Origin of the sequence: Flavobacterium sp. Leaf359 (assembly GCF_001423985.1) — a bacterium.
GTDB lineage: Bacteria > Bacteroidota > Bacteroidia > Flavobacteriales > Flavobacteriaceae > Flavobacterium > Flavobacterium lindanitolerans.
Window position 1 is genome coordinate 343,305 of record NZ_LMPW01000001.1, and the last position, 20,508, is coordinate 363,812.

Consider the following 20,508-nt stretch of genomic DNA (forward strand, 5'->3'; position numbering starts at 1 on the left):
TCTAGCTGTTTTTCCCAAAGGTAGTGAAATATTCATAAACTTTTTGGACGGGAAGGCCTACTACATTAGAGTAGGAACCTTCTATTTTGCTGATACCTATGATGCCAATCCACTCCTGTATGCCATAAGCTCCGGCCTTATCATACGGCTTAAAATTATTGAGATAGTAGGCAATGGCTTCGTCTGATAAATGGGCAAAAGTAACTTTAGTAACCTCGTTGATGATGTCGGTTTTTCCGTTATGCCTGAAACATACAGAGGTATAGACTTCATGGGTGGAATCCGACAAGGCTCTCAATATTTGGAATGCATCATCATAATCTTTAGGTTTTCCCAAAGCTTTTCCGTTATGCCAGACAATTGTATCACTGGTTACCAGAATATCGTTTGGGGCCAATTCACCCTGAAAAGCATCAGCTTTTAGTTTAGCCAGAAAATCAGTGATTTCGGAAGCTTTGAGATGTTCAGGATAGATTTCGTCTACTTCTTTCAGGCGTACTTCAAAATCCAGATGCATGTCCTGAAAGAACTGCTGTCTTCTTGGTGACCCTGATGCCAACAGGATAGTGTAGTTTTTTAAATGAGGATTAAGCATATTTGATATTGAAATTAATAACAGCTATAGAAAGTATTCCGAAGAAAATAACAAACTTTAATACCTTACTCAGATGATGGAAATCTTTTTGTTTTTTGGCAGAAAACATCTTGATGGTAAAGTAGAGTAGCGGTGCCAATATAAATAAGAAACCATAAGCGGAAGCATAAAACAGGTTGTTGGAATAGAGATTTTCATTAATGTAATAAACAATTAGTCCCAACGGAATAAAGCTCAACCCGAAAACTACCTTGCCCGTTCTGGCTAAGCCTAAAGCAATAGGAAGCGTATTCATTCCCTGATTATAATCACCGTTGACATCTTCCATATCCTTAACAATTTCACGGATAAAATTGATGATAAAGGCAAATACGGCATAATCAATAAGGATATTGAAAATAATGCCCATACCAGCTTGGGTTTCCGGTACAACCATTGGCAGCAAGTCAAAAATCCCGATAATAAGAATGCTCAATGAAAGCAACAGCGCAATAATGATATTGCCAATCAGCAGTGTCTGTTTTAAACCATTGGCGTATACATATAATGTAGCGGCAATAATAACAAATATGGCAGCAAAATTAGGTTTGTGAATCGCATTAGCCAGATAAAAACCAATACCAACGCCTATAACATTTAGGGCAATATAAATATTATATCCCATGCTTTCTGAAATCTGTTTTCCAATTACCACATTGTCCGGTTTATTGATTTCGTCCGTGGCCTGGTCAAAGATGTTATTTATAAGATAACCGCCGGCCGCAATACATACGGTTGAAAATACCAGAAGCGCAAACTGCCAGTCCTTTAAGGCAAGAGGAATGGACTGTGATTCTAAAAATCCGTATCTGAAAACCAATTGCATTATAGCAAGCATAATGAGGTTTTGGTAGCGTATTAGTTTTAAAAAAGACATAGGTTACTGTTCAGTAAATTATTAATCGTGTTTTCCATTGAAATATTGCATCCATTTTCCCTGTACGCGCATTACCTGTTCGATAACATCACGCACGGCTCCACGGCCGCCATTTTTATGAGAAACGTAAGTGCAGATTTCTTTGATTTCAGGGCTCGAATCCAACGGACAGGTAGGAAGACCCACCAGTTTCATCACATGGTAGTCAGGAATGTCGTCACCCATATAAAGCACCTGTTCCGGTTTGATATTATAAATATCCGTGTATTCCTTGAATGCCTCAACTTTGTCCGGACAAGCCAAATGGATGTCTGTGATGCCAAGATTTCGCAATCGGATTCGGACGCCTTCGTTACTTCCGCCAGAAATAATACAGACATGGTAGCCACTTTCTACTGCTGCTTTCATAGCAAAGCCATCGCGAATATTCATAACGCGGAGCATTTCGCCGGTTGGGGTAATATGGACAGAACTATCGGTCAGAACGCCATCGACATCAAAAATAAAAGTTGTGATGTCGTTCATGATTTCTTTATAACTTTTTGACATTAGATTGTTGAATGGAATGTGTTAGTATTTTATAGATTTCTTTTTGTGTATTGTCTGTAAGTAACGCCAAATGGGCCTGAATGGTATTGAGGTCATTTCTTTTTGCCGGTCCGGTTTGGGCTTCTAATGGTGAAAGATGCTGCACTTTATTGGCGGTTTCGGCAATCAGCGGTTTGAGAATTTCAAACGGTAGCTGGTGTTCAGCACAAATCTCTTTCCCAATCTGATAAAGATGATTGGTAAAATTGTTGACAAAAACAGCGGCAACATGCAGCGATTTTCTTTGGTCAGAGCTAATCAGGTAATGTTTGGAACCAATAGCTTCGGCAACATTTTCTAAAATGGTATAATCATCGTCAAACTCGCTTTCCATGCATATTGGTAGGGTAGAAAAGTCGACTTCCTTGTTTTTCGTAAAGGTTTGTAACGGATAAAAAACGCCCCTGCGGTTTTTCGGATGTAGTTCACTCAAAGGAACACTGCCGGAAGTATGCACGACAAGTCGGTTCTCAAACGGAAGACTTGAAGAAACCTCAGCAATGGCGCTATCAGAAACAGCAATGATATAGATATCTGCTTCTAAAAATTGACTATGGTCATTGATTATTTTTGAATCCTCAACCAGATGCGAAAGGCTTTCCTTTTGTCGTGAGAAAACTTGTGACAGCTCAATTCCGTTGCTTTTTTTAAAAGCATGGATAAGATGCTGTGCCACATTTCCGGAACCGATTATAGTTGCTCTAATCATGCCGCTAATTTAGGGATTTAGTTATGAATTACAAGGAGGGTTTATTTCAATAATTCCTTTAGGTTTAACAGACTCTTAGAATAAAGAAGGCAATTAAATCACTACATTTATAATAGCCAATAAGTAAAGGATTTAAGAAGTTTTAATGTAGGAGGATTATGAAAAAGTTTAAACTGGCAGTTGAAGCCTGCCTTACCTGTTTTGGTGCCTGTGAAGTCTGTGCCGCCAATTGTATCGAAATGAATGATAAAAATCACCTGCACTGTATTTTGCTTTGCCGTGATTGTGCAGAAATTTGCATTCTTTGTGTCAAGTTCTGTTCCAGGAACTCCGGGTTTTCCACTGCCCTGATGAAGTTGTGCGCTAAAATCTGTACCGCCTGTGCCGTAGAATGTGAAAAATTTGCCCATCATGCCCATTGCAGGGAATGTGCAGAGGCATGCAGGAAATGTGCTGCTGCCTGTAGTTTTAAATGGTAAGCAATACGACCAATTATTTTATGAGGTTTCAGGATTTTTGATGCAGAATTAAAAATGACTTAAAATATTTAGAAAAAATTAACAAGGAATTACGAAAAACGCAGGAGTAGGTTTAACGGTTGTATCAAACATTTTTCCTTATTTTTGTGGCACTTTTTAAACTATGTAATTCCACTTTTCATGGATAAGATTTTTTCCTTCCTGTTTTCCACACGTTTAATGGCTGTTTTATTTATCGTTTTTGCAGCTGCAATGGGAATCGGTACTTTTATTGAAGACGCTTACAATACCGATGTTGCCCGGATTTTAATTTATAACAGCTGGTGGTTTGAGGCAATTATGTTTCTCTTTCTGATTAACTTTATAGGAAATATCAAGAAATACCAATTACATAAGAAGGAAAAATGGGCTACGTTATTACTCCATCTTTCCTTCATTTTTATTTTAATAGGTGCTTTTGTAACCCGACACATCAGTTATGAAGGGATGATGTCTATTGCAGAAGGTGCTTCTGAAAATCAGGTTTACTCCGAAAAAACATTCCTCAATGTTTTTGTGGATGGCGAATATAAAGGCGAAATGAAACGCCGTGTTGAAGAAAAGGAACTGTTGCTTTCACAGGTAACGGACAATGATTTCTCAATCAAGGGCAAATTTGCTGACACTCCTTATGAAATAGAATACAAGGACTTTATCATGAATGCCAAAGAGGTCATTAAAGAAGACCCGAATGGAACATTATATATTAAAATGGTTGAATCCGGAGACGGGTCGCGCCATGAGCATTACCTAAAAGAAGGTGAAGTACAAAGCATCCACAATGTGCTTTTTGCTTTCAATAAACCAACAAACGGTGCGGTAAATGTTATCAAAGAAGGCGACAAATATACTTTCAAAGCACCATTTGGTGGACAGTTTATGCGTATGGCGGACAAATTTCAGGGTACAGTTGTGAAAGATTCTGTACAGGATTTGATGTTCCGTTCCTTATACAATGTTGGCGGGGCTCAGTTTGTTTTTCCGGAAGCTGCCATAAAAGGAAAAGTAGCCTATGAATCGAACAATGACTATAAAGACAAAGCTACTGATGATGCTTTGATTGTGACAATTAAGGCAGGAGGAAAAACGCAGGATGTAACTTTAATTGGTTCCAAAGGAAAAATGGGAGAGCCTCAATCCTTTAAAGTTGGAGGTCTTGACTTTACGCTGTTTTACGGAAGTAAAGTTTATACATTACCTTTTAAAATCAAGCTGAACGATTTTATTGCGGAAAAATATCCGGGAACTTTGAAAAGCTTTTCAGCTTTCAGGAGTAAAATTACCGTGGAAGACGAGAAACCTTTTGACTACGAAATTTTTATGAATAATGTTCTTGACCACGGAGGTTACCGTTTTTTCCAGGCATCCTACGATTATACAGACAATCACCTGAGAGATACTTATGAACCAAATATCACGGTACTATCTGCAAACCACGATTTCTGGGGAACCTGGATTACCTATATCGGATATTTCCTTTTATACATTGGCATGATGGCCATTTTATTTGATAAGAACTCAAGATTTGGTATTGTGAAGAAAAAACTGGACAAAATCAAATCAAGAAAAGCCAAGCTGATTACCCTGTTATTATTGTTTGTTAGTGCCGGAAGTTTTGCACAGCACGACCATAATGCCCCGGGACACAATCACGGAACCGGTAGCGCTGCTCCATTAAAAAGAGTAATGCCTACAGAAAAACAGATTGATTCCCTGTTGAAAATCATCGAAGTTAAGCCGGAACATGCGGCAAAATTTGGAAGAATCGTAATTCAGGATGATGGCGGAAGAATGAAGCCTATCAACACGTTTTCATCAGAATTATTACGAAAAGTGAGCAAGAGCGACCACTATAAAGGCTATAATTCCGACCAGGTATTTTTGTCAATGTCACAATATCCGGAAGTTTGGTTCAATGTGCCTTTTGTTTACCTGAAAAAAGACAATGACAGCCTTCATAAAATCTTAGGCGTTGATCTGAAAGCAAAACACGTTCCGTTTATCAGCTTTTTTGACGAGCAGGGAAATTACAAATTATCACCTTATCTGGACGAAGCCTACAAAGCGGCCATTCCAAACCAGTTCCAGAAAGATTTTATAGATGTTGATAAAAAAGTAGTGCTATTGAATGCGGCTTTGAGTGGAAAAATATTAAAGATTTTCCCGATTCCGTATAATAAGGCCAATAAATGGGTTTCCTATCTGGAATTGAATGAAACGGGCATTAAAGGTGTAGATTCAACTTATACCAAAAATGTACTTCCCGCCTATATGGGATTCCTGAATGAAGCCAGAAAATCAGGCGGCTACAAGCAGGCGGATGAAATTCTGGAAAGCATTACGCTTTTCCAAAAGAAATACGGAAAGGCAGTTCGTCCAAGTGATGATAAAATCAACTCAGAAATCATTTACAACAAATACGATATCTTTAAAAAATTATACTATTTGTATATGATGGCAGGTGTTTTCATGCTGTTGTTCACGATTGTAAAGATATTTAATAACAGAAAAGCCATTCGTGTTATTGTAAAAGCCTTCCATATCCTTATCGGTTTCTTTTTTATCCTTCACACGGCCGGATTGATTATGAGATGGTATATTTCAGGACACGCACCTTGGAGTGATGCTTATGAATCGATGATTTATGTAGGCTGGGCAACCATGTTCTTTGGATTGGCTTTCGGAAGAAAATCTGAATTGACAGTAGCTTCAACAGCATTTGTTGCTTCGATGATTTTGATGATAGCACACTGGAACTGGATGGATCCTGCTATCGCCAACCTGCAGCCTGTATTGAATTCCTACTGGTTAATGATTCACGTAGCCGTGATTGTGGCAAGTTACGGACCTTTTACACTGGGAATGATACTGGGCTTAGTTTCGCTATTGCTGATGATTTTTGCCAATGAAAAGAACAGCAAGAAGTTGGAATTAAATATCAAAGAAATTACCTATATCACGGAATTGTCATTAACAGTTGGTCTGGTAATGCTTACCATAGGAAACTTCCTTGGAGGGCAATGGGCTAACGAAAGTTGGGGACGTTACTGGGGTTGGGACCCGAAAGAAACATGGGCATTGATTAGTATCATGGTTTATGCATTCGTAATCCACGCCAGATTGGTTCCGGGACTAAAAGGAACATGGATTTTTAACGTGTTTAGCGTTTTTGCTTTCTATTCCATCATGATGACCTATTTTGGTGTGAACTTCTACCTGACCGGATTGCATTCCTATGCCAGTGGTGATAAGGTAGTAACGCCTAATTTTGTCTTTGTATCGATTGGAATTGTAACCTTGATTTCGATTCTGGCTTATTTCAAGCAAAAAAAATATTTGAGAAGCTAATCGATTTATTTTGCTGATACGTTTAAAGCAGTTTGTAACTGTTCTGATGGCGCTTTTATTTATTTCCTGTAATTCTACTAAAATGGTGAGCATTCAAAAGGAAGGCCACATTGAAACAGGAAAAATAAAAAACAATAAGAAAACAGGTAAATGGAAATACAGCTATGAAAACGGAAGGCTTTATCAGGTAGGAAGATTTAAAAATAATCTGGAAACCGGAAACTGGAAAGTATTTCATTCTAATGGTTTTTTAAGGCAAACGGGAAAGTTTAAAAACGGTAAGATTGACGGTCTTTGGAAATTCTACCATGAAAATGGCATTTTATACGGATTAGGTAAGGCCGAAGAGGGAAATTTTCAGGGAGTATGGAAATGGTTTTTCCCCAACGGGCAAATCCATACCATCAGAAATTATGAAAACGGGAAGTTGGTTTCCGTAGATTTTGCCAAAAACTTTAAAGGAAATAATATCGACAAAGGCACTATTAAAAATGGCAACGGTACTTTAATAGTCTATGAAACCCAGATTTTAAAAGACAGCATACTTGAAGTTTTAAACTATAAAGACGGACAGATAAAATGATTATCTGAAACCTATACGCAACAATTCAAATATATTTATATTTCCCTTTTGCGGTTCTGCATCTTTGTGTGAAATAGTTGCTGGTAAAGCTTCAGCACCAAAGATTTTAAAGAAAAAGTTGCAGGAAATGAGTTTTTCCTCTTCTTTCATTTTGTATGGATTCTTCAAATTGGTCTAATCCATTTTGTTTGGGCTAAAATAAAAACTCAAAACTGAAATTTCTCGGCAAATCATTATTCTTTAATTTTGTGTTAGATTATCATCGATAGCTATCTTTTGTTTAATATAAAATCACGAAAGAGAGATATGTTTATTTTATAAAAAAAAGTTATATTTATTTTTTTTAATCTAAAACATATAAGCCATGAAAAAAATTAGCGCCGCAATTCTATTAATTATTTTTTTAGGATTAATATCATGCCACGAGGATTCACAAACTATTTCTGAAAACCCTAAAACTGCTTCAGAAAATTACCAACGTAAAATGTCAAAAGATGAAATGGAAATGACTGTTGACCCTTTCAATGATAAAGACAAAAACTATACTATTGTATATAATGAGATTAAAGACTACGAAAAAGAGCTTTCCTTTTTAACCGCCACTGTCACAACTTATAATTTTACCCATGTAAGAGTTTATGAATTTCCAAATATTAAAGATGTAACTCAAAAAACTGCGGTTATTACGCTTATAGATAAATCGTATCTCTTATTCTATAAGGAAGAAAAAAATACATTAACCGTTACTAATAAAAAGGGTATAAAGATTTTTACGGCAGATTTAAAATCACAGGGTAAAAATTATATTGACTCTGGGTTAGTTTCTGATTTGCAGAATACATTTGTAGGCATTCCTTATAGTAAGTGCGATTGTCATGGTGAAGAATCATCGTGTAATCATAAGTTCGATAGGATGGAAAATTGTGCAAAATATAAATTTTCCAAATGTTATGCTTGCGGAAATGATGTCTGTACACAAGACAATCGATGTGATATTGCAAGATCACTTACAGGTCCTGCATGGACACTAGGTTTAATAGCTGCTTGTTCTGTAGCACAATTATAAATGAAAAACATGAAAGTAATCTTGATTTGGGGTATAGTTCAATTTATATTCTTAACTAGTACAACCATGTTATTTATAAATGGACATCAAAATTTAGCTGGTAATCTTTATATTGTATTTACTGTGGAATTTGTACTATTCATTGGATATGTGGTATATTTCGTAGTAAAGAAAAAGTAAATCATGCCTAAAATATTCATAGGAGAGAAAAAATAACAAGGATTCAATTTCGAATCCTTGTTTTATAAACAAAAACCTATTTTATTGCATATAGACTTTTCGACACTCATTTTTATTTAACAAAAGTTTAAACGAAAACAGTTTTTGAATTTTCTAATTTTATAAAAAATAAAAACGATGAAAAAATTAGCCTTCGCCTTTGCGTTATTGGGTTGTCTGGCATGTCAGCAGAACCAGGCACAGGAAAAAAACACAAAAACGGCAACACCAAAAAATAAAACAATGAGTAAAGAAACAATCTACCAGTTTAAGGTAAAAGATTTGGAAGGAAATGATTTCGACTTCGCTTCTTTGAAAGGAAAGAAGGTCTTAATTGTCAATACAGCTTCAAAATGCGGATTAACACCACAGTATAAAGATTTGCAGGCAATTTACGACCAATACAAAGATAAAGGGTTTGTTATTGTTGGCTTTCCTGCTAATAATTTCGCCTCACAGGAACCGGGAACGAATGAAGAAATAGGGGCTTTTTGTGAAAGAAATTATGGTGTGACTTTCCCGATGATGTCTAAAATTTCAGTCAAAGGAGATGATATGGATGCGGTTTATAAATTTCTGACCCAGAAATCTAAAAATGGCTTGCAGGATTCCGAAGTAGAATGGAATTTTCAAAAATACCTGATTAACGAAAAAGGAGAATTGGTCAAAGTAATATCGCCTAAAACACTACCAACCGACCCTGAAATTGTAAATTGGATTAAGGCTTAAAACCTTTTTGAACAAATAAAGAAAGGCTTTCAGGAATCTCAGGTTTTGAAAGCCTTTCTTATTTCAGAAGCAATTGCATGAGCTGAACATCCAGCCATTTTTCAAATTTATAGCCGGCTTCTTTGAGAACACCTGCTTTTTCAAAGCCGAATTTTTCATGAAAGGCAATACTTCCGGCATTATCGGTATCAATAAGCCCGATTATGGTATGAAGTTTCTGTTTTTTAGCAACTTCAATTAATTCGGATAAAATTAGTTTTCCAATTCCTTTTCCTGAAAAACCTTCCCTGACATACACAGAATGTTCTACCGTAAATTTATAGCCTGCTTTTAAACGGAAACTGCCATAGGTTCCAAATCCCAATACTTTGTCATTTTCATGCGTTGCAACAATAACGGGAAAATTTTGTTGTCCTTTTTCCCTAAACCAATCCAATTGTTCATTTAAGGTCCTGACATCATAATCATAAATGGCCGTGGTGTTTAATATGGCATCATTCACAATTTCTAAAATAGCTTCTGTATCTTCAATTCTGGCAGTTCGGATATGGATTTCCATGTCATAATATTTTCACTTCCAAAGATAGAAAAACTTGTTAAGAATGAGCCGAAAGCCTTAGTATCTTTGTATCTTTGAGGCTTTGATACTATAAAGAATGATTTATCCTAAAATACCTTTAGCACAAAGCATCATTGAGATTTGCAGGACTAAAGGACTCACCGATATCGTAATCTCTCCAGGTTCACGAAATGCCCCGTTAACTATTGGTTTTGCCAGCAATCCGGACTTTAAATGCTATAGTATAGCCGATGAAAGATGTGCCGCTTTTTTTGCCTTGGGAATGGCACAGCAGACCAAAAAAGCAGTCGCGCTTGTCTGTACATCAGGCTCAGCCTTACTCAATTATTATCCGGCTATTGCAGAGGCTTTTTACAGCCAGATTCCTTTGGTTGTAATTTCAGCAGACAGGCCGTTGAGCAAGATTGATATTGGGGACGGACAGACTATCCGGCAACAGAATGTTTATGCCAACCATATTATCTACAGTGCTAATCTGACGGAAGAAGCTTCTCAGGAAAACGACCTCAAAATTGCCGATGCAATAACTCTGGCTTTGGTTAAGAAAGGCCCTGTTCATATTAATGCTCCGTTTGAAGAGCCTTTGTACGAAACCGTTTCTAAACCGGAAGTCACTCCGGTTATTTCTGAAACTACCTTTGAAAATCCAAACTCTGATGAAGATTTAACACCGTATATTTCACAATGGAATACGGCCAAAAAGAAATTGGTTTTGGTAGGAGTCAACGACCCGGACACAATTGATGAAGCGGTTATTAATCATCTGGCACAGGATTCTTCGGTAGTAGTCATGACCGAAACGACATCCAATCTGCACCATCCTAATTTTATAAACAATATTGATACTATAATCACACCTTTTACCGATGAGGATTTTAAAGATTTCCAGCCGGAAATTCTCCTGACTTTTGGTGGAATGGTGGTGTCAAAAAGAATCAAGGCTTTTTTAAGGAAATACAGACCAAAAGCACACTGGCATATCGATACTTTACGGGCTTATGATACATTTGGTGCATTAACCAAGCATTTTATTGCTGAACCTAATGATTTCCTGAAGCAATTTTTATCGGAAACTGTTGTTGTGTCAGATTACAATAAGAAGGCACAAGAGCTAAAAGCAGCCAGAAAAGAAAAACACGATTTGTATGTTTCCAAAATACCATTTTCGGATTTTACGGTTTTTGATAAGATAATACCTGGCCTGCCCAAAAACAGCCAGTTGCAAATCAGTAACAGTTCGGCTATCCGTTATGCCCAATTAATTGATATTGACCCAAGTATTGCCGTTTTCTGTAATCGCGGAACAAGTGGTATAGACGGCAGTACCTCAACAGCAGTTGGCGCAGCACTGGCCAGCGGAAAAGAAACCATATTGATTACCGGTGATGTCAGCTTTTTTTATGACAGTAATGCCTTGTGGAATAATTATATCCCAAAGAATTTCAAAATTATCCTGCTCAACAATGGAGGAGGCGGTATTTTCAGGATTCTTCCCGGACATCAGGAAACACCTGTCTTTAATACTTATTTTGAAACTTCACATTGTCTGACAGGAGAACAGTTGGCAAAAATGTATCATTTTGATTATTTCTCTGCCAGTAATGAAACTGCTCTGGAAGATGGGCTTAAAGCATTTTATGCCAGTAAAAAACCGGTAATATTGGAAATTTTTACGCCTACTTTGGAAAACGACAAAATATTGCTGCAGTATTTTAAAGAACTGGTTTAAAAAAGAACAAATGGGTTTTATAATAAAGATTGTACCTTTGTCCTCTGCAACTTAGAAACTTTGCAACTGAAAAGAAATGATTGAAATAGGAAAATACAATACGCTGACAATTGACAGGGACACGCAGGTCGGATTATTTTTAACCGATGGGAAAGAGGATGTCTTGCTACCCAATAAATATGTCCCGAAAGTATTTGAAATAGGAGAAGAAATAGAAGTTTTCGTATATCTTGACCACGAAGAAAGACCCGTAGCCACAACTTTAAGACCTTATATCCAGCTTAATGAATTTGCGCTTTTGAGAGTAAACTATACCAACCGTATAGGCGCTTTTATGGATTGGGGATTGGAAAAAGATATACTTGTTCCGTTTAAGGAACAGGCCCGCCCAATGGAAAAAGGAAAGCGTTATCTGGTTTTCCTCTACATGGACGAAAAAACAAACCGATTGGTTGCTTCCAGCAAAACCAATCAGTTCTTAAATAATGAAGAACTTACGGTTGAAGTAGGTGAAGAAGTCGACCTGATTGTTTCTCATATTACAGATTTAGGAATCAATGTTATCATCAACGAACAGCACAAAGGTTTAATCTATAAGGATGAAGTATATGATGACCGAATCAGGACCGGCGACCGTTTACGCGGTTATATCAAGGCCATTCGTCCGGGTAATAAAATTGATGTGGCTTTACAGAAACAGGGTTTTGATGCCGTTGAGCCTAATGCTGAGAAAATCATGGATGAGCTTCGTGCCAGCCGCGGTTTCCTTCGTCTGAATGACAACAGCCATCCGGAAGACATCAAAACGGTGTTGAAAATGAGCAAAAAGACATTTAAAAAAGCAATAGGTGTGCTGTATAAGCAAAAACTGATTGAAATAAAAGAAGACGGGATTTATTTGGTAAAATAATTTAAAATGTAAAAGTAAAGTTTTTACTACTTTTGCCGGCTAAATAAATCAAATCCAAAATGAAAAAAATTTACATTCTGTTTCTTCTCTCTGCCCACACCATTTTTGCTCAGGATTATTCAGTCGAAAAATCAACATTCTCATTCCAAACCGGTTTCTTCGGATTTTGGTTAAATAATGAAAGCAGGCTTTCTGATAAGGTTACGCTAAAGACTGAGATAGGACTCGATGTTTTTACACAAAAAAATAATGATAATGAGGGGAGTGTCGATTTTGATGCCCTTGTACCCGTAATTACTTTTGAGCCTCGTTGGTACTACAATCTTGAAAAAAGAGGCTCTAAGGGAAAAAATATCCATAACAACGCAGCAAATTTTATTGCTCTTACAGTGAGCTACCATCCCGATTGGTTTGTCATTACGGGAGTTGAAAATGCTTATTTGAATCATCAGGTAGCTGTTGTTCCAAAATGGGCAATGAAAAGAAACATAGGAAAAAGTGATTTTACCTATGAACTTGGTGCAGGTTTAGGATATAATTTTATTTTTAATAAAAAATATCCTTTTGATGATTCCGGTGAAGTTTGGCTTGACCTTCATGCAAGAATAGGCTATATTTTCAAAAGCTCAAGAAAAAAATAATAAAAAAGCTCTCTCGATTATGAGGGAGCTTTTTTTAAGGCGCTAAGACACTAAGTTTCTGAGGTACTAAGGTTTTAAGCTTCCCAAATCCGCGGTAATTTCCCTAATCCGCATTAATCCGCGTTCTAAAAAGAGGTACTAAGGCTCTAAGTTTCTGAGGTACTAAGAGTTTTAAGCTTCCCAAATCCGCGGTAATTTCTTAAAATCCGTGTTAACCCGCGTTCTAAAAGAGGTACTAAGGCGCTAAGTTTCTGAAGTACTAAGGTTTTAATCTTCTCAAATCCGCGATAATTTCTTTACCACGTTATCTGCGTTCTAAAAAAGGGCTAATGTTTAAAGGTTCTGACTTTAATTAGATTTTAACTTCCTGACGGTAATTTAGTTTGTAAAGAATATTTTGTACATTTGTATATACAAATATTAAAGAATTGAAACGTTCGCATTTTATTCAAACAATAACAGGAGGAATAGTTATGGCATCATTACAGCCTTTTTATAATTGGACACAAGACTTAAACGAAGAAGACATAAAACATCCGGTACTATTTATTGGACACGGTTCTCCAATGAATGGGATAGAAGACAATGAATTCTCCCAAAATTGGGCAAAAATGGGAAAAGAAATCCCAAAACCCAAAGCCGTTCTGGTCATTTCAGCCCATTGGCTAACACGTGGTACACACATTACAGCCATGAACAATCCAAAAACAATTCATGATTTTGGAGGCTTTCCGCAGGCTTTGTTTGATGTACAGTATCCCGCGAAAGGTAGTCCGGAACTGGCGGCAGAAACAGCCAAACTGATTCATTCTACTAATGTTGGCCTTGACCATGATTGGGGACTCGACCACGGAACCTGGACTGTTGTGAGACATATGTATCCTGACGCAGACATTCCGGTATTGCAGTTGAGTATTGATTATAGCAAACCTGCCCAATACCATTACGACCTGGCAAAACAGATAGCCTTACTTCGCAAAAAAGGCGTACTAATTATTGGAAGCGGTAATATGGTGCACAACCTCCGAATGATTGACTGGAAAAAATTACGCGAACCGGAATATGGTTTTGATTGGGCCATAGAAATGAACGATATTTTTAAACAGAAAATCGAAAATAGAGACCACAAAGCCCTGATTGATTACGAAAACCTCAGCAAAGCATCAAAACTGGCTATTCCAACGCCAGACCATTATTATCCAATGCTGTATTCGCTTGCCTTACAGGACAATCAGGAAGATACAGTATTCTTTAATGACAAGCTGGTGGGCGGTTCCTTAAATATGACATCAGTAAAAATTGGCTGATTATCTTTTTGCGCTTTCCATTTGCAGTACCAGATTTTGATATTTTCGGCTTAGGGAAAACATTTTCTCAGCCGCTATCATGATAATAACCGGAACCAGGAAATATTCAGCAAGATTTTCAATATAAAGCAAATAGGTAGAAAGGATAAAAAGCCTTGAATATTCCAAATAATAAATCCATTTGCGTTGTTCCAGCAAAGCCCCGCAGTTAATCAGTGTAATTATAATAAAGGAAAGCCCGAAAATCTTATCATAAAACCCAAGACTTCCAAAATAATAGGTAAATACGGTCAGGATAAGCGTACTCACGGCAAGCTGTATGTATAAATAATTTCGGAACTTGAGTCGGTGGCTTCTATCGGTTTTGTCTTGCAGGAACCGTTTTTCCAGCATTGGACGAATGTCCTGGTCCATAGCAGCAGGACTGCCAAAAACAGCATCCCATCTTGCCTTAAAACCTTTGGAACGCTTCCATAACTCATATATTTCAAAATAATAATGGAAATGCTGCCATAGAAAGCTGTAGCTTTTCAGCGGATGCGTCAAACCGTACTTTGGTTTTTCTTCTTCTTCCTGAAAAGTTCCAAACATTCGGTCCCAGAAAGTGAACATATCGCCATAATTTTTGTCAAGGTATTTTTCATCCGAAGCATGATGCACACCGTGAACCGATGGCGTTACGAACACATACTCCAGCCATTTTATACGTCCGATGACCTGTGTATGAGTGAAAAAAGAGTAGGCACCATGAACCAGTAACATCGTAATTACCATCTTGGGATGGAAACCTAGAAAAGGCAGTATGCACCAGAATCCTGTCCTGATGATAGCCTGAAAGGTCGTAATTCTGGCAGCAGCCGTAAAATTGAATTCCTCGCTGTGGTGGTGGACAATATGTGCGGCCCAAAAGAAGTTTACTTCATGTCCGAGCCTGTGATACCAATACCAGACAAAATCAGTTGCAAGAATAAGCCCTATCCAAATCCAGAAATTACCGGGAATGTCAAAAATTCGGTAATGCTCATAAATATAATAGAAAAGCTGGTAGAAGCTTGCCGCTATAAAAAGATTAATCAGTCGTTCTGCCAGGCCAATACTAATATTAGAAACAGAACTTTCATAATTGAATATTTCCGGACGCTTTTTGCGTTGTGCTAATTTATATTCTAAATAGACGAAAAGGAAAAAAGCAGGCATTGCAAATGCCAGAAAATTAATGTTTTCCATACCTCATTATATTTTTAGTGGACTTTATAAAAAGCTCATTATTAGAGCTTTTGTATGATAAAGTTATCAAAAAAATATAGAGGAAAGGCTAGGCGACTTATCAACCGCTGTTCATAAATTTCCGGAATTCGGCAACATTTTATCGAAACGAAAACAATAAGAAAGATTTATTGAATACTCGATAAAATAAACTTTTCAAAATTGCCGATTGCATAATTTTCAAAGAGTAAAATTTAACAGTTTTTCTACTCGATTTCGATGTGCGGATTGATTTCTAACAAGGCATCAATGAATTCCTGCTTTCGTTTCGGCGAAATATAAATATCGTCAAATTTGCCGTATTTGATGATAAGTCCTTTGCTACCCAAAGCAGGTTTAAGCGTTGATTGTACAAACCACTTTTTTTGGTGGACTATTGCATTGATTTTGTAAATATCAATTTTTCCGCGAATAGGTCCTGATGTATAATGAAGGAATGAATTCTTGATGACATATTTGGTATCCAAAAGAATCCATAGAATAAGAAGGGTACAAAGTGAAACTATGATAATAGGGATAAACATTTCACCCCAGATTTGATTGGGTGTAAAAAAAGGGGTGGCGATTAAAAAGAGAACAATCAGCCACAGCATAGTGACCGTAGGAATATGATGGTCTGAATAAAATTTTTTCATCTTTAAATTTAAGAAAATAGTTCAAACAAAAAAATCGGGATTAGAAAATCCCGACTTGTTTTTTTATGGAAACGTTAGACGCCTAATTCTTTTTTGGTTTTCTTCAAAAGTCCATCTTTGTGCAATAGTACAGAAATGGCTTTTAATCTTAGGTAAGGAACACTCATGTAGATATAACCGTCATTTCCAAGATTCTTTGAGCCCCATGAATTTTTTACCTTGTAATAGATATTGCCTTTTTGGTCTTTTACTTTACCAACAATATGCATCAGGTGGTCGTCTGTAGTATTGAAGTTTTCAAATTCCTGCTGGCGGAATTCAGGAGTGATGTTCTTTTCCGGTTTGATTTCAGTAAGAATCGTCTTTTCATCCGCTTCGTTTTCCGGGATTACAGCAATTCCATTTTTTCCGGAAAAAGTTTTTTCACTTACATCGGCATCCAAAGCCAGCGTGTAGCCCTTGTCTAAAGCGTTATCAACGTTTTGTACAAACTCGTCAAGAGGCATATTGTAAAAGCTTCCGTTAGAAAAATTGTCAGGGATATCCAGGATAAAAGTCTTGTAGTAAGGCTCGTTGGTAAAAGAAGTGATTGTCACATAATCTTTCAGATTTAGTTTGGTCATTTCCAGGAAGCTCTTTGGCGTATATTTTTTTCCGTCGTAAGTAAACTCGGTTACGTTGGCTCCCATATATTTATCCAATATGGCTTCTACTTCAGTTTTCCATTTCGGATCCAGTTTTTTGGAAGGGTCGGCATATTTTTTCAGCAAATCTTCCAGTTCTTTTGCCATTTTAGAATGGTCGTGCTTGGTTGCATTTCCTACCAAACCGGAATAGGCTGTCAAAGGCACAATACCAAATTGCATAGCGCTATTGATAACATCATGGTTTAGACCACCTTCGCCAAATTGTGCTTTTCCCTGACGCATTACATAATTCCATGCCTTTTTAGGATAGGTATTACGCACATTGTACATTTCAGAAAGGTCGATTTTCCTGCCTGTTGTTCTGATAATTTCAGCTTCTAAGAAAGAAGTAGAAGAAAAGCTCCAGCAGGTTCCGGTAATGTCCTGAGAAATTACAGGAGTCGCTTCTATATCTTTAATGGTTTGGAACTCATACTTTTGAGAATATGCTGAAAAAGCAAATGCAAGCAAAGCAATAGGTAAGAAAGTCTGTCTCATTTAGATTTTAATTTTTGTTATTCGTAGTCTGTAAAAAATGATTTATTTTTACGCTAAAATAGTATAAAAATGAGTTCAATAAACTGGGAAACTGTTAAAGATTTTGAAGATATAACCTATAAGAAGTCCAATGGCGTTGCCAGGATAGCTTTTAACCGTCCGGATGTAAGGAACGCTTTCCGTCCAAAAACGACAAGCGAACTCTATCAGGCTTTTTACGACGCACAGGAAGATACCTCCATTGGTGTTGTCCTGTTATCTGCTGAAGGACCATCATCCAAAGATGGTGTATATTCCTTTTGCAGTGGTGGTGACCAAAAGGCGAGAGGACATCAGGGCTATGTGGGCGATGACGGAATGCACCGCCTTAATATTTTGGAAGTGCAGCGTTTAATCCGTTTCATGCCAAAAGTAGTCATTGCAGTAGTTCCGGGATGGGCCGTTGGTGGAGGACATAGCCTTCATGTGGTTTGCGACTTGACATTGGCAAGCAAAGAACATGCTATTTTTAAGCAGACGGATGCAGATGTGACAAGCTTTGACGGAGGTTATGGCTCGGCATATCTTGCAAAAATGGTTGGACAGAAAAAAGCAAGAGAAATTTTCTTTCTAGGAAGGAATTATTCGGCACAGGAAGCTTTTGATATGGGAATGGTCAATGCTGTAATCCCTCATGCTGAATTAGAAGATACAGCCTACGAATGGGCTCAGGAAATTTTGGCCAAATCGCCAACTTCTATAAAAATGCTGAAATTTGCCATGAACCTTACAGATGATGGAATGGTCGGACAGCAGGTTTTTGCAGGAGAAGCAACGCGTCTGGCTTATATGACAGACGAAGCCAAAGAAGGGAGAAACGCTTTCCTGGAAAAAAGAAAACCAAACTTCGAAAAGAAATATTTGCCATAGACCCACAAACAATAGTATCCTAACTTATAGAAACCCCTAACTGCGATGGAATTTACAAATGAAACCATTGACATAAATCAGCTTCCAAAATTTGAGGAAGTGCACTTTTCGCCACTGAATAAGAATTATATCAAGGTAGTCTATATCAATATTGCGATTGTTTTATTGATTATAGCTATTGGAATTGGTGTACTGATTTATTTCAATGAAGATTTTCAGAATACTCAGACCTATCTGGTTTTTGGGATTTCGTATGCGGTTTTTGCGCTGATTTTATATTTCAGTTCGGTTATGGCTGTGAAAAGACGTGCTTTTGCTTTAAGAGATAAGGATATCCTTTACAAAAGAGGTTTGCTTTCAACCACAACCACCATAATGCCTTTCAACAGGATTCAGCATGTAGCAATGCATGAGGGTGCTTTTTCCAGAATATATAAACTGGCACAGATTCAGATATTTACGGCAGGTGGAAACACCAGTGACGTGAAAATTTCCGGAATTGAAAAAGAAAAGGCAGAAAGCATTAAGGAACTGCTAATGCAAAAAATCCAAAACCACATCTGATGAGGCTTGATTTTACTACCCCGCAACGGCAATCGGTTACGGGAATCATAGTCATGTTTGCCGACACTTTTCAGAGCATTGTTCGCCAATTTTGGGTTCTTTTGTTGGTTATTTTATTCAAGCTTAAAGAAGATCAATATTTGGTTGTTGGACTTGGTTTTTTAGGATTGGTGCTGCTTACCTTAGTTATTGGCTACTTGAAATACAGAAATTTTACTTTCTATCTGGATGAAGAAAAACAGGAATTCGTATTGAGAAAAGGTGTTATCAACAAAAGCAGAATCAGTATTCAGCTTTCCAAAATCCAGCAGGTTGACATCAATCAGTCCATAATCCAAAAAATAATTGGCGTCTATAGTCTGGATATTGATACGGCGGGAACCGATAAAAAAGAAATCAGCATTCGGGCAATCGACCAAAGATTGGCATTGTTGCTAAAAGAAAAATTACTTGATTATAGCGATAAGGATGAAGAAGCACTTGACGATAATCAAGAAGTAATAAAAGAGTCAAAAACCTTTCTTAAAATAAGTTACAACACGTTATTTAAAGTAGGAATTACATCCAATTACGGGCGGACCATAGCGCTTTTGGTAACTTTTGTCATTACGCTTTATCAAAGTTTTAAAGATGCGATTAATGCGTTTGAAATTGACGAGAAAGAGGTAGATACCGTTTTTGAAAGAGGAGCAGGTTTCTTTTCTGCCGGAATTTTAATTTTCGGATTGTTGGTTTTGGTATTGCTTATCAATATTGTCCGAATCTTTATCAAGCATTTTGATTTTGTAATGATTAAGCAGAAACAGTCACTGGTCATCACATCCGGATTGTTTGCAAAGAAGAATACGCTGCTTAATCCTGATAAAGTCCAGATTACATCCTATAGCCAGAATTATTTCCAGAAAAAATTCAGGATATTGGATATGAATATGAAGCAGGCGTCGAGTGATGAAGTAAAGGAACAGAAGAAAAAAAGCAATGCGATTGAGGTGCCGGGCTGTAATACAGAAGAAAGGGATGAAATCCTTAGAATTATCCTCGGAAAAATTCCGCAAAAGGGAAACCAATACCGTTCCAATTTTCGCTATCTGATTTTCAGAACATTTTCTGCTGTTGCTTTTATGGCCGTTATTTTAACCCTTTTGCATTATGCAGAAATTGGAAATATGGACCTGTATATTCCACTTGTTTTTGTATATTTATGTCTTATAAGCAGCCTGATTTATTTTGGTTATAGAAACCATGCATTGTATGTAAATCAGGACTTTGTCATAAAAAGACACGGAGCCTGGGATGTGGAACACGAGATTATAGAGCCGCATAAAATCCAGGCAATTACTGCCAAACAATATTTTTGGCATAAAAGTGCCGATGTGGGGCACTTAATTTTGCATACGGCTGCAGGTGATGTAGACTTTAGATTTGGAGATTTTACGCATATAAAACAATTGGTCAACTATTGGCTGTATCAGGTGGAGACATCCGAAAAGAACTGGATGTAACTTTGCCTGA

Annotated in this window: 22 protein-coding genes; 12 read left to right on the forward strand and 10 right to left on the reverse strand. The window is 37.2% G+C overall.

All coding sequences use genetic code 11. The features are described from left to right. Position 1: 1 nt before the first annotated feature. From ASG38_RS01530 to ASG38_RS18195, 5 genes are all read right to left on the reverse strand, one after another. On the reverse strand, positions 2-595 hold the full coding sequence (locus ASG38_RS01530; protein WP_056066137.1) for a Maf-like protein: 594 nt from the start codon (positions 593-595) through the stop codon (positions 2-4). Next, complete coding sequence (locus tag ASG38_RS01535; protein ID WP_082482125.1) at positions 588-1,511, reverse strand: geranylgeranylglycerol-phosphate geranylgeranyltransferase; 924 nt, start codon at positions 1,509-1,511, stop codon at positions 588-590. Before ASG38_RS01535 ends, ASG38_RS01530 begins: the two co-directional genes overlap by 8 nt. 21 nt (positions 1,512-1,532) lie before the next feature. Next, on the reverse strand, positions 1,533-2,060 hold the full coding sequence (locus tag ASG38_RS01540) for an HAD family hydrolase (protein WP_056066141.1): 528 nt from the start codon (positions 2,058-2,060) through the stop codon (positions 1,533-1,535). After that, positions 2,044-2,808, reverse strand: coding sequence for a Rossmann-like and DUF2520 domain-containing protein (locus tag ASG38_RS01545; RefSeq protein WP_056066143.1), 765 nt, complete (start codon positions 2,806-2,808; stop codon positions 2,044-2,046). Before ASG38_RS01545 ends, ASG38_RS01540 begins: the two co-directional genes overlap by 17 nt. Positions 2,809-2,915: 107 nt before the next feature. Further along, a complete protein-coding gene (locus ASG38_RS18195; protein ID WP_056066146.1) occupies positions 2,916-3,221 on the reverse strand; it encodes a hypothetical protein in 306 nt (101 codons plus the stop codon). Here ASG38_RS18195 and ASG38_RS18200 point away from each other — a divergent pair. From ASG38_RS18200 to ASG38_RS01560, 3 genes are all read left to right on the forward strand, one after another. Then, entirely contained in the window at positions 3,159-3,287 is a 129-nt protein-coding gene (locus ASG38_RS18200) for a four-helix bundle copper-binding protein (protein ID WP_235498554.1), read from the forward strand. The genes ASG38_RS18195 and ASG38_RS18200 overlap by 63 nt on opposite strands. 180 nt (positions 3,288-3,467) lie before the next feature. Then, positions 3,468-6,674, forward strand: a complete 3,207-nt coding sequence (gene ccsA, locus ASG38_RS01555; protein WP_056066149.1) for a cytochrome c biogenesis protein CcsA — start codon at positions 3,468-3,470, stop codon at positions 6,672-6,674. A gap of 10 nt (positions 6,675-6,684) precedes the next feature. After that, complete coding sequence (locus ASG38_RS01560; protein ID WP_157485974.1) at positions 6,685-7,257, forward strand: toxin-antitoxin system YwqK family antitoxin; 573 nt, start codon at positions 6,685-6,687, stop codon at positions 7,255-7,257. Here the strand turns inward: ASG38_RS01560 and ASG38_RS17590 are convergent, their stop codons facing one another. After that, a complete protein-coding gene (locus ASG38_RS17590) occupies positions 7,258-7,407 on the reverse strand; it encodes a hypothetical protein (RefSeq protein ID WP_157485975.1) in 150 nt (49 codons plus the stop codon). It lies immediately after the preceding gene. A gap of 214 nt (positions 7,408-7,621) precedes the next feature. Between ASG38_RS17590 and ASG38_RS01565 the strand changes: the two genes are divergently transcribed. Further along, positions 7,622-8,323, forward strand: a complete 702-nt coding sequence (locus ASG38_RS01565; protein ID WP_056066154.1) for a hypothetical protein — start codon at positions 7,622-7,624, stop codon at positions 8,321-8,323. 357 nt (positions 8,324-8,680) lie between these two features. Further along, entirely contained in the window at positions 8,681-9,271 is a 591-nt protein-coding gene (locus ASG38_RS01575; protein WP_056066160.1) for a glutathione peroxidase, read from the forward strand. A 58-nt stretch (positions 9,272-9,329) separates the two neighbouring features. On the opposite strand, the gene ASG38_RS01580 is transcribed toward ASG38_RS01575, so the two are convergent. Beyond that, a complete protein-coding gene (locus ASG38_RS01580; RefSeq protein WP_056066164.1) occupies positions 9,330-9,830 on the reverse strand; it encodes a GNAT family N-acetyltransferase in 501 nt (166 codons plus the stop codon). 97 nt (positions 9,831-9,927) lie between these two features. Between ASG38_RS01580 and menD the strand changes: the two genes are divergently transcribed. The 4 genes from menD to ygiD all read left to right on the forward strand — a co-directional run bounded on the left by menD (position 9,928) and on the right by ygiD (position 14,438). After that, positions 9,928-11,580: a 2-succinyl-5-enolpyruvyl-6-hydroxy-3-cyclohexene-1-carboxylic-acid synthase gene (gene menD, locus ASG38_RS01585; protein ID WP_056066167.1), complete on the forward strand. Its 1,653-nt coding sequence runs from the start codon at positions 9,928-9,930 to the stop codon at positions 11,578-11,580. 76 nt (positions 11,581-11,656) lie between these two features. Further along, complete coding sequence (locus ASG38_RS01590) at positions 11,657-12,490, forward strand: S1 RNA-binding domain-containing protein (protein WP_056066170.1); 834 nt, start codon at positions 11,657-11,659, stop codon at positions 12,488-12,490. A gap of 59 nt (positions 12,491-12,549) precedes the next feature. Continuing rightward, positions 12,550-13,131 carry a hypothetical protein gene (locus tag ASG38_RS01595; RefSeq protein WP_056066173.1) on the forward strand — a complete coding sequence of 194 codons (582 nt, stop codon included), beginning with the start codon at positions 12,550-12,552 and terminating at the stop codon, positions 13,129-13,131. A gap of 473 nt (positions 13,132-13,604) precedes the next feature. Then, entirely contained in the window at positions 13,605-14,438 is an 834-nt protein-coding gene (gene ygiD, locus ASG38_RS01600) for a 4,5-DOPA dioxygenase extradiol (RefSeq protein ID WP_056066730.1), read from the forward strand. Here the strand turns inward: ygiD and ASG38_RS01605 are convergent, their stop codons facing one another. From ASG38_RS01605 to ASG38_RS01615, 3 genes are all read right to left on the reverse strand, one after another. Further along, a complete protein-coding gene (locus ASG38_RS01605; protein ID WP_056066176.1) occupies positions 14,439-15,665 on the reverse strand; it encodes a sterol desaturase family protein in 1,227 nt (408 codons plus the stop codon). Positions 15,666-15,910: 245 nt separating this feature from the next. Further along, positions 15,911-16,339: a PH domain-containing protein gene (locus ASG38_RS01610; RefSeq protein WP_056066179.1), complete on the reverse strand. Its 429-nt coding sequence runs from the start codon at positions 16,337-16,339 to the stop codon at positions 15,911-15,913. A gap of 74 nt (positions 16,340-16,413) precedes the next feature. After that, the gene (locus ASG38_RS01615; RefSeq protein ID WP_056066182.1) at positions 16,414-17,523 is read right to left on the reverse strand and encodes a C1 family peptidase; all 1,110 of its coding nucleotides are present in this window, start codon (positions 17,521-17,523) and stop codon (positions 16,414-16,416) included. Positions 17,524-17,592: 69 nt separating this feature from the next. On the opposite strand from ASG38_RS01615, the gene ASG38_RS01620 reads away from it, so the two are divergent. Genes ASG38_RS01620 through ASG38_RS01630 form a run of 3 tightly spaced genes read left to right on the forward strand, consistent with a single transcriptional unit; the run spans position 17,593 to position 20,498 of the window. Continuing rightward, a complete protein-coding gene (locus tag ASG38_RS01620) occupies positions 17,593-18,432 on the forward strand; it encodes a 1,4-dihydroxy-2-naphthoyl-CoA synthase (protein ID WP_056066185.1) in 840 nt (279 codons plus the stop codon). A 45-nt stretch (positions 18,433-18,477) separates the two neighbouring features. Continuing rightward, positions 18,478-18,996, forward strand: a complete 519-nt coding sequence (locus ASG38_RS01625; protein ID WP_056066188.1) for a PH domain-containing protein — start codon at positions 18,478-18,480, stop codon at positions 18,994-18,996. Further along, complete coding sequence (locus ASG38_RS01630; RefSeq protein WP_056066191.1) at positions 18,996-20,498, forward strand: PH domain-containing protein; 1,503 nt, start codon at positions 18,996-18,998, stop codon at positions 20,496-20,498. The genes ASG38_RS01625 and ASG38_RS01630 overlap by 1 nt, the downstream gene beginning before the upstream one ends. Positions 20,499-20,508: the final 10 nt, after the last annotated feature.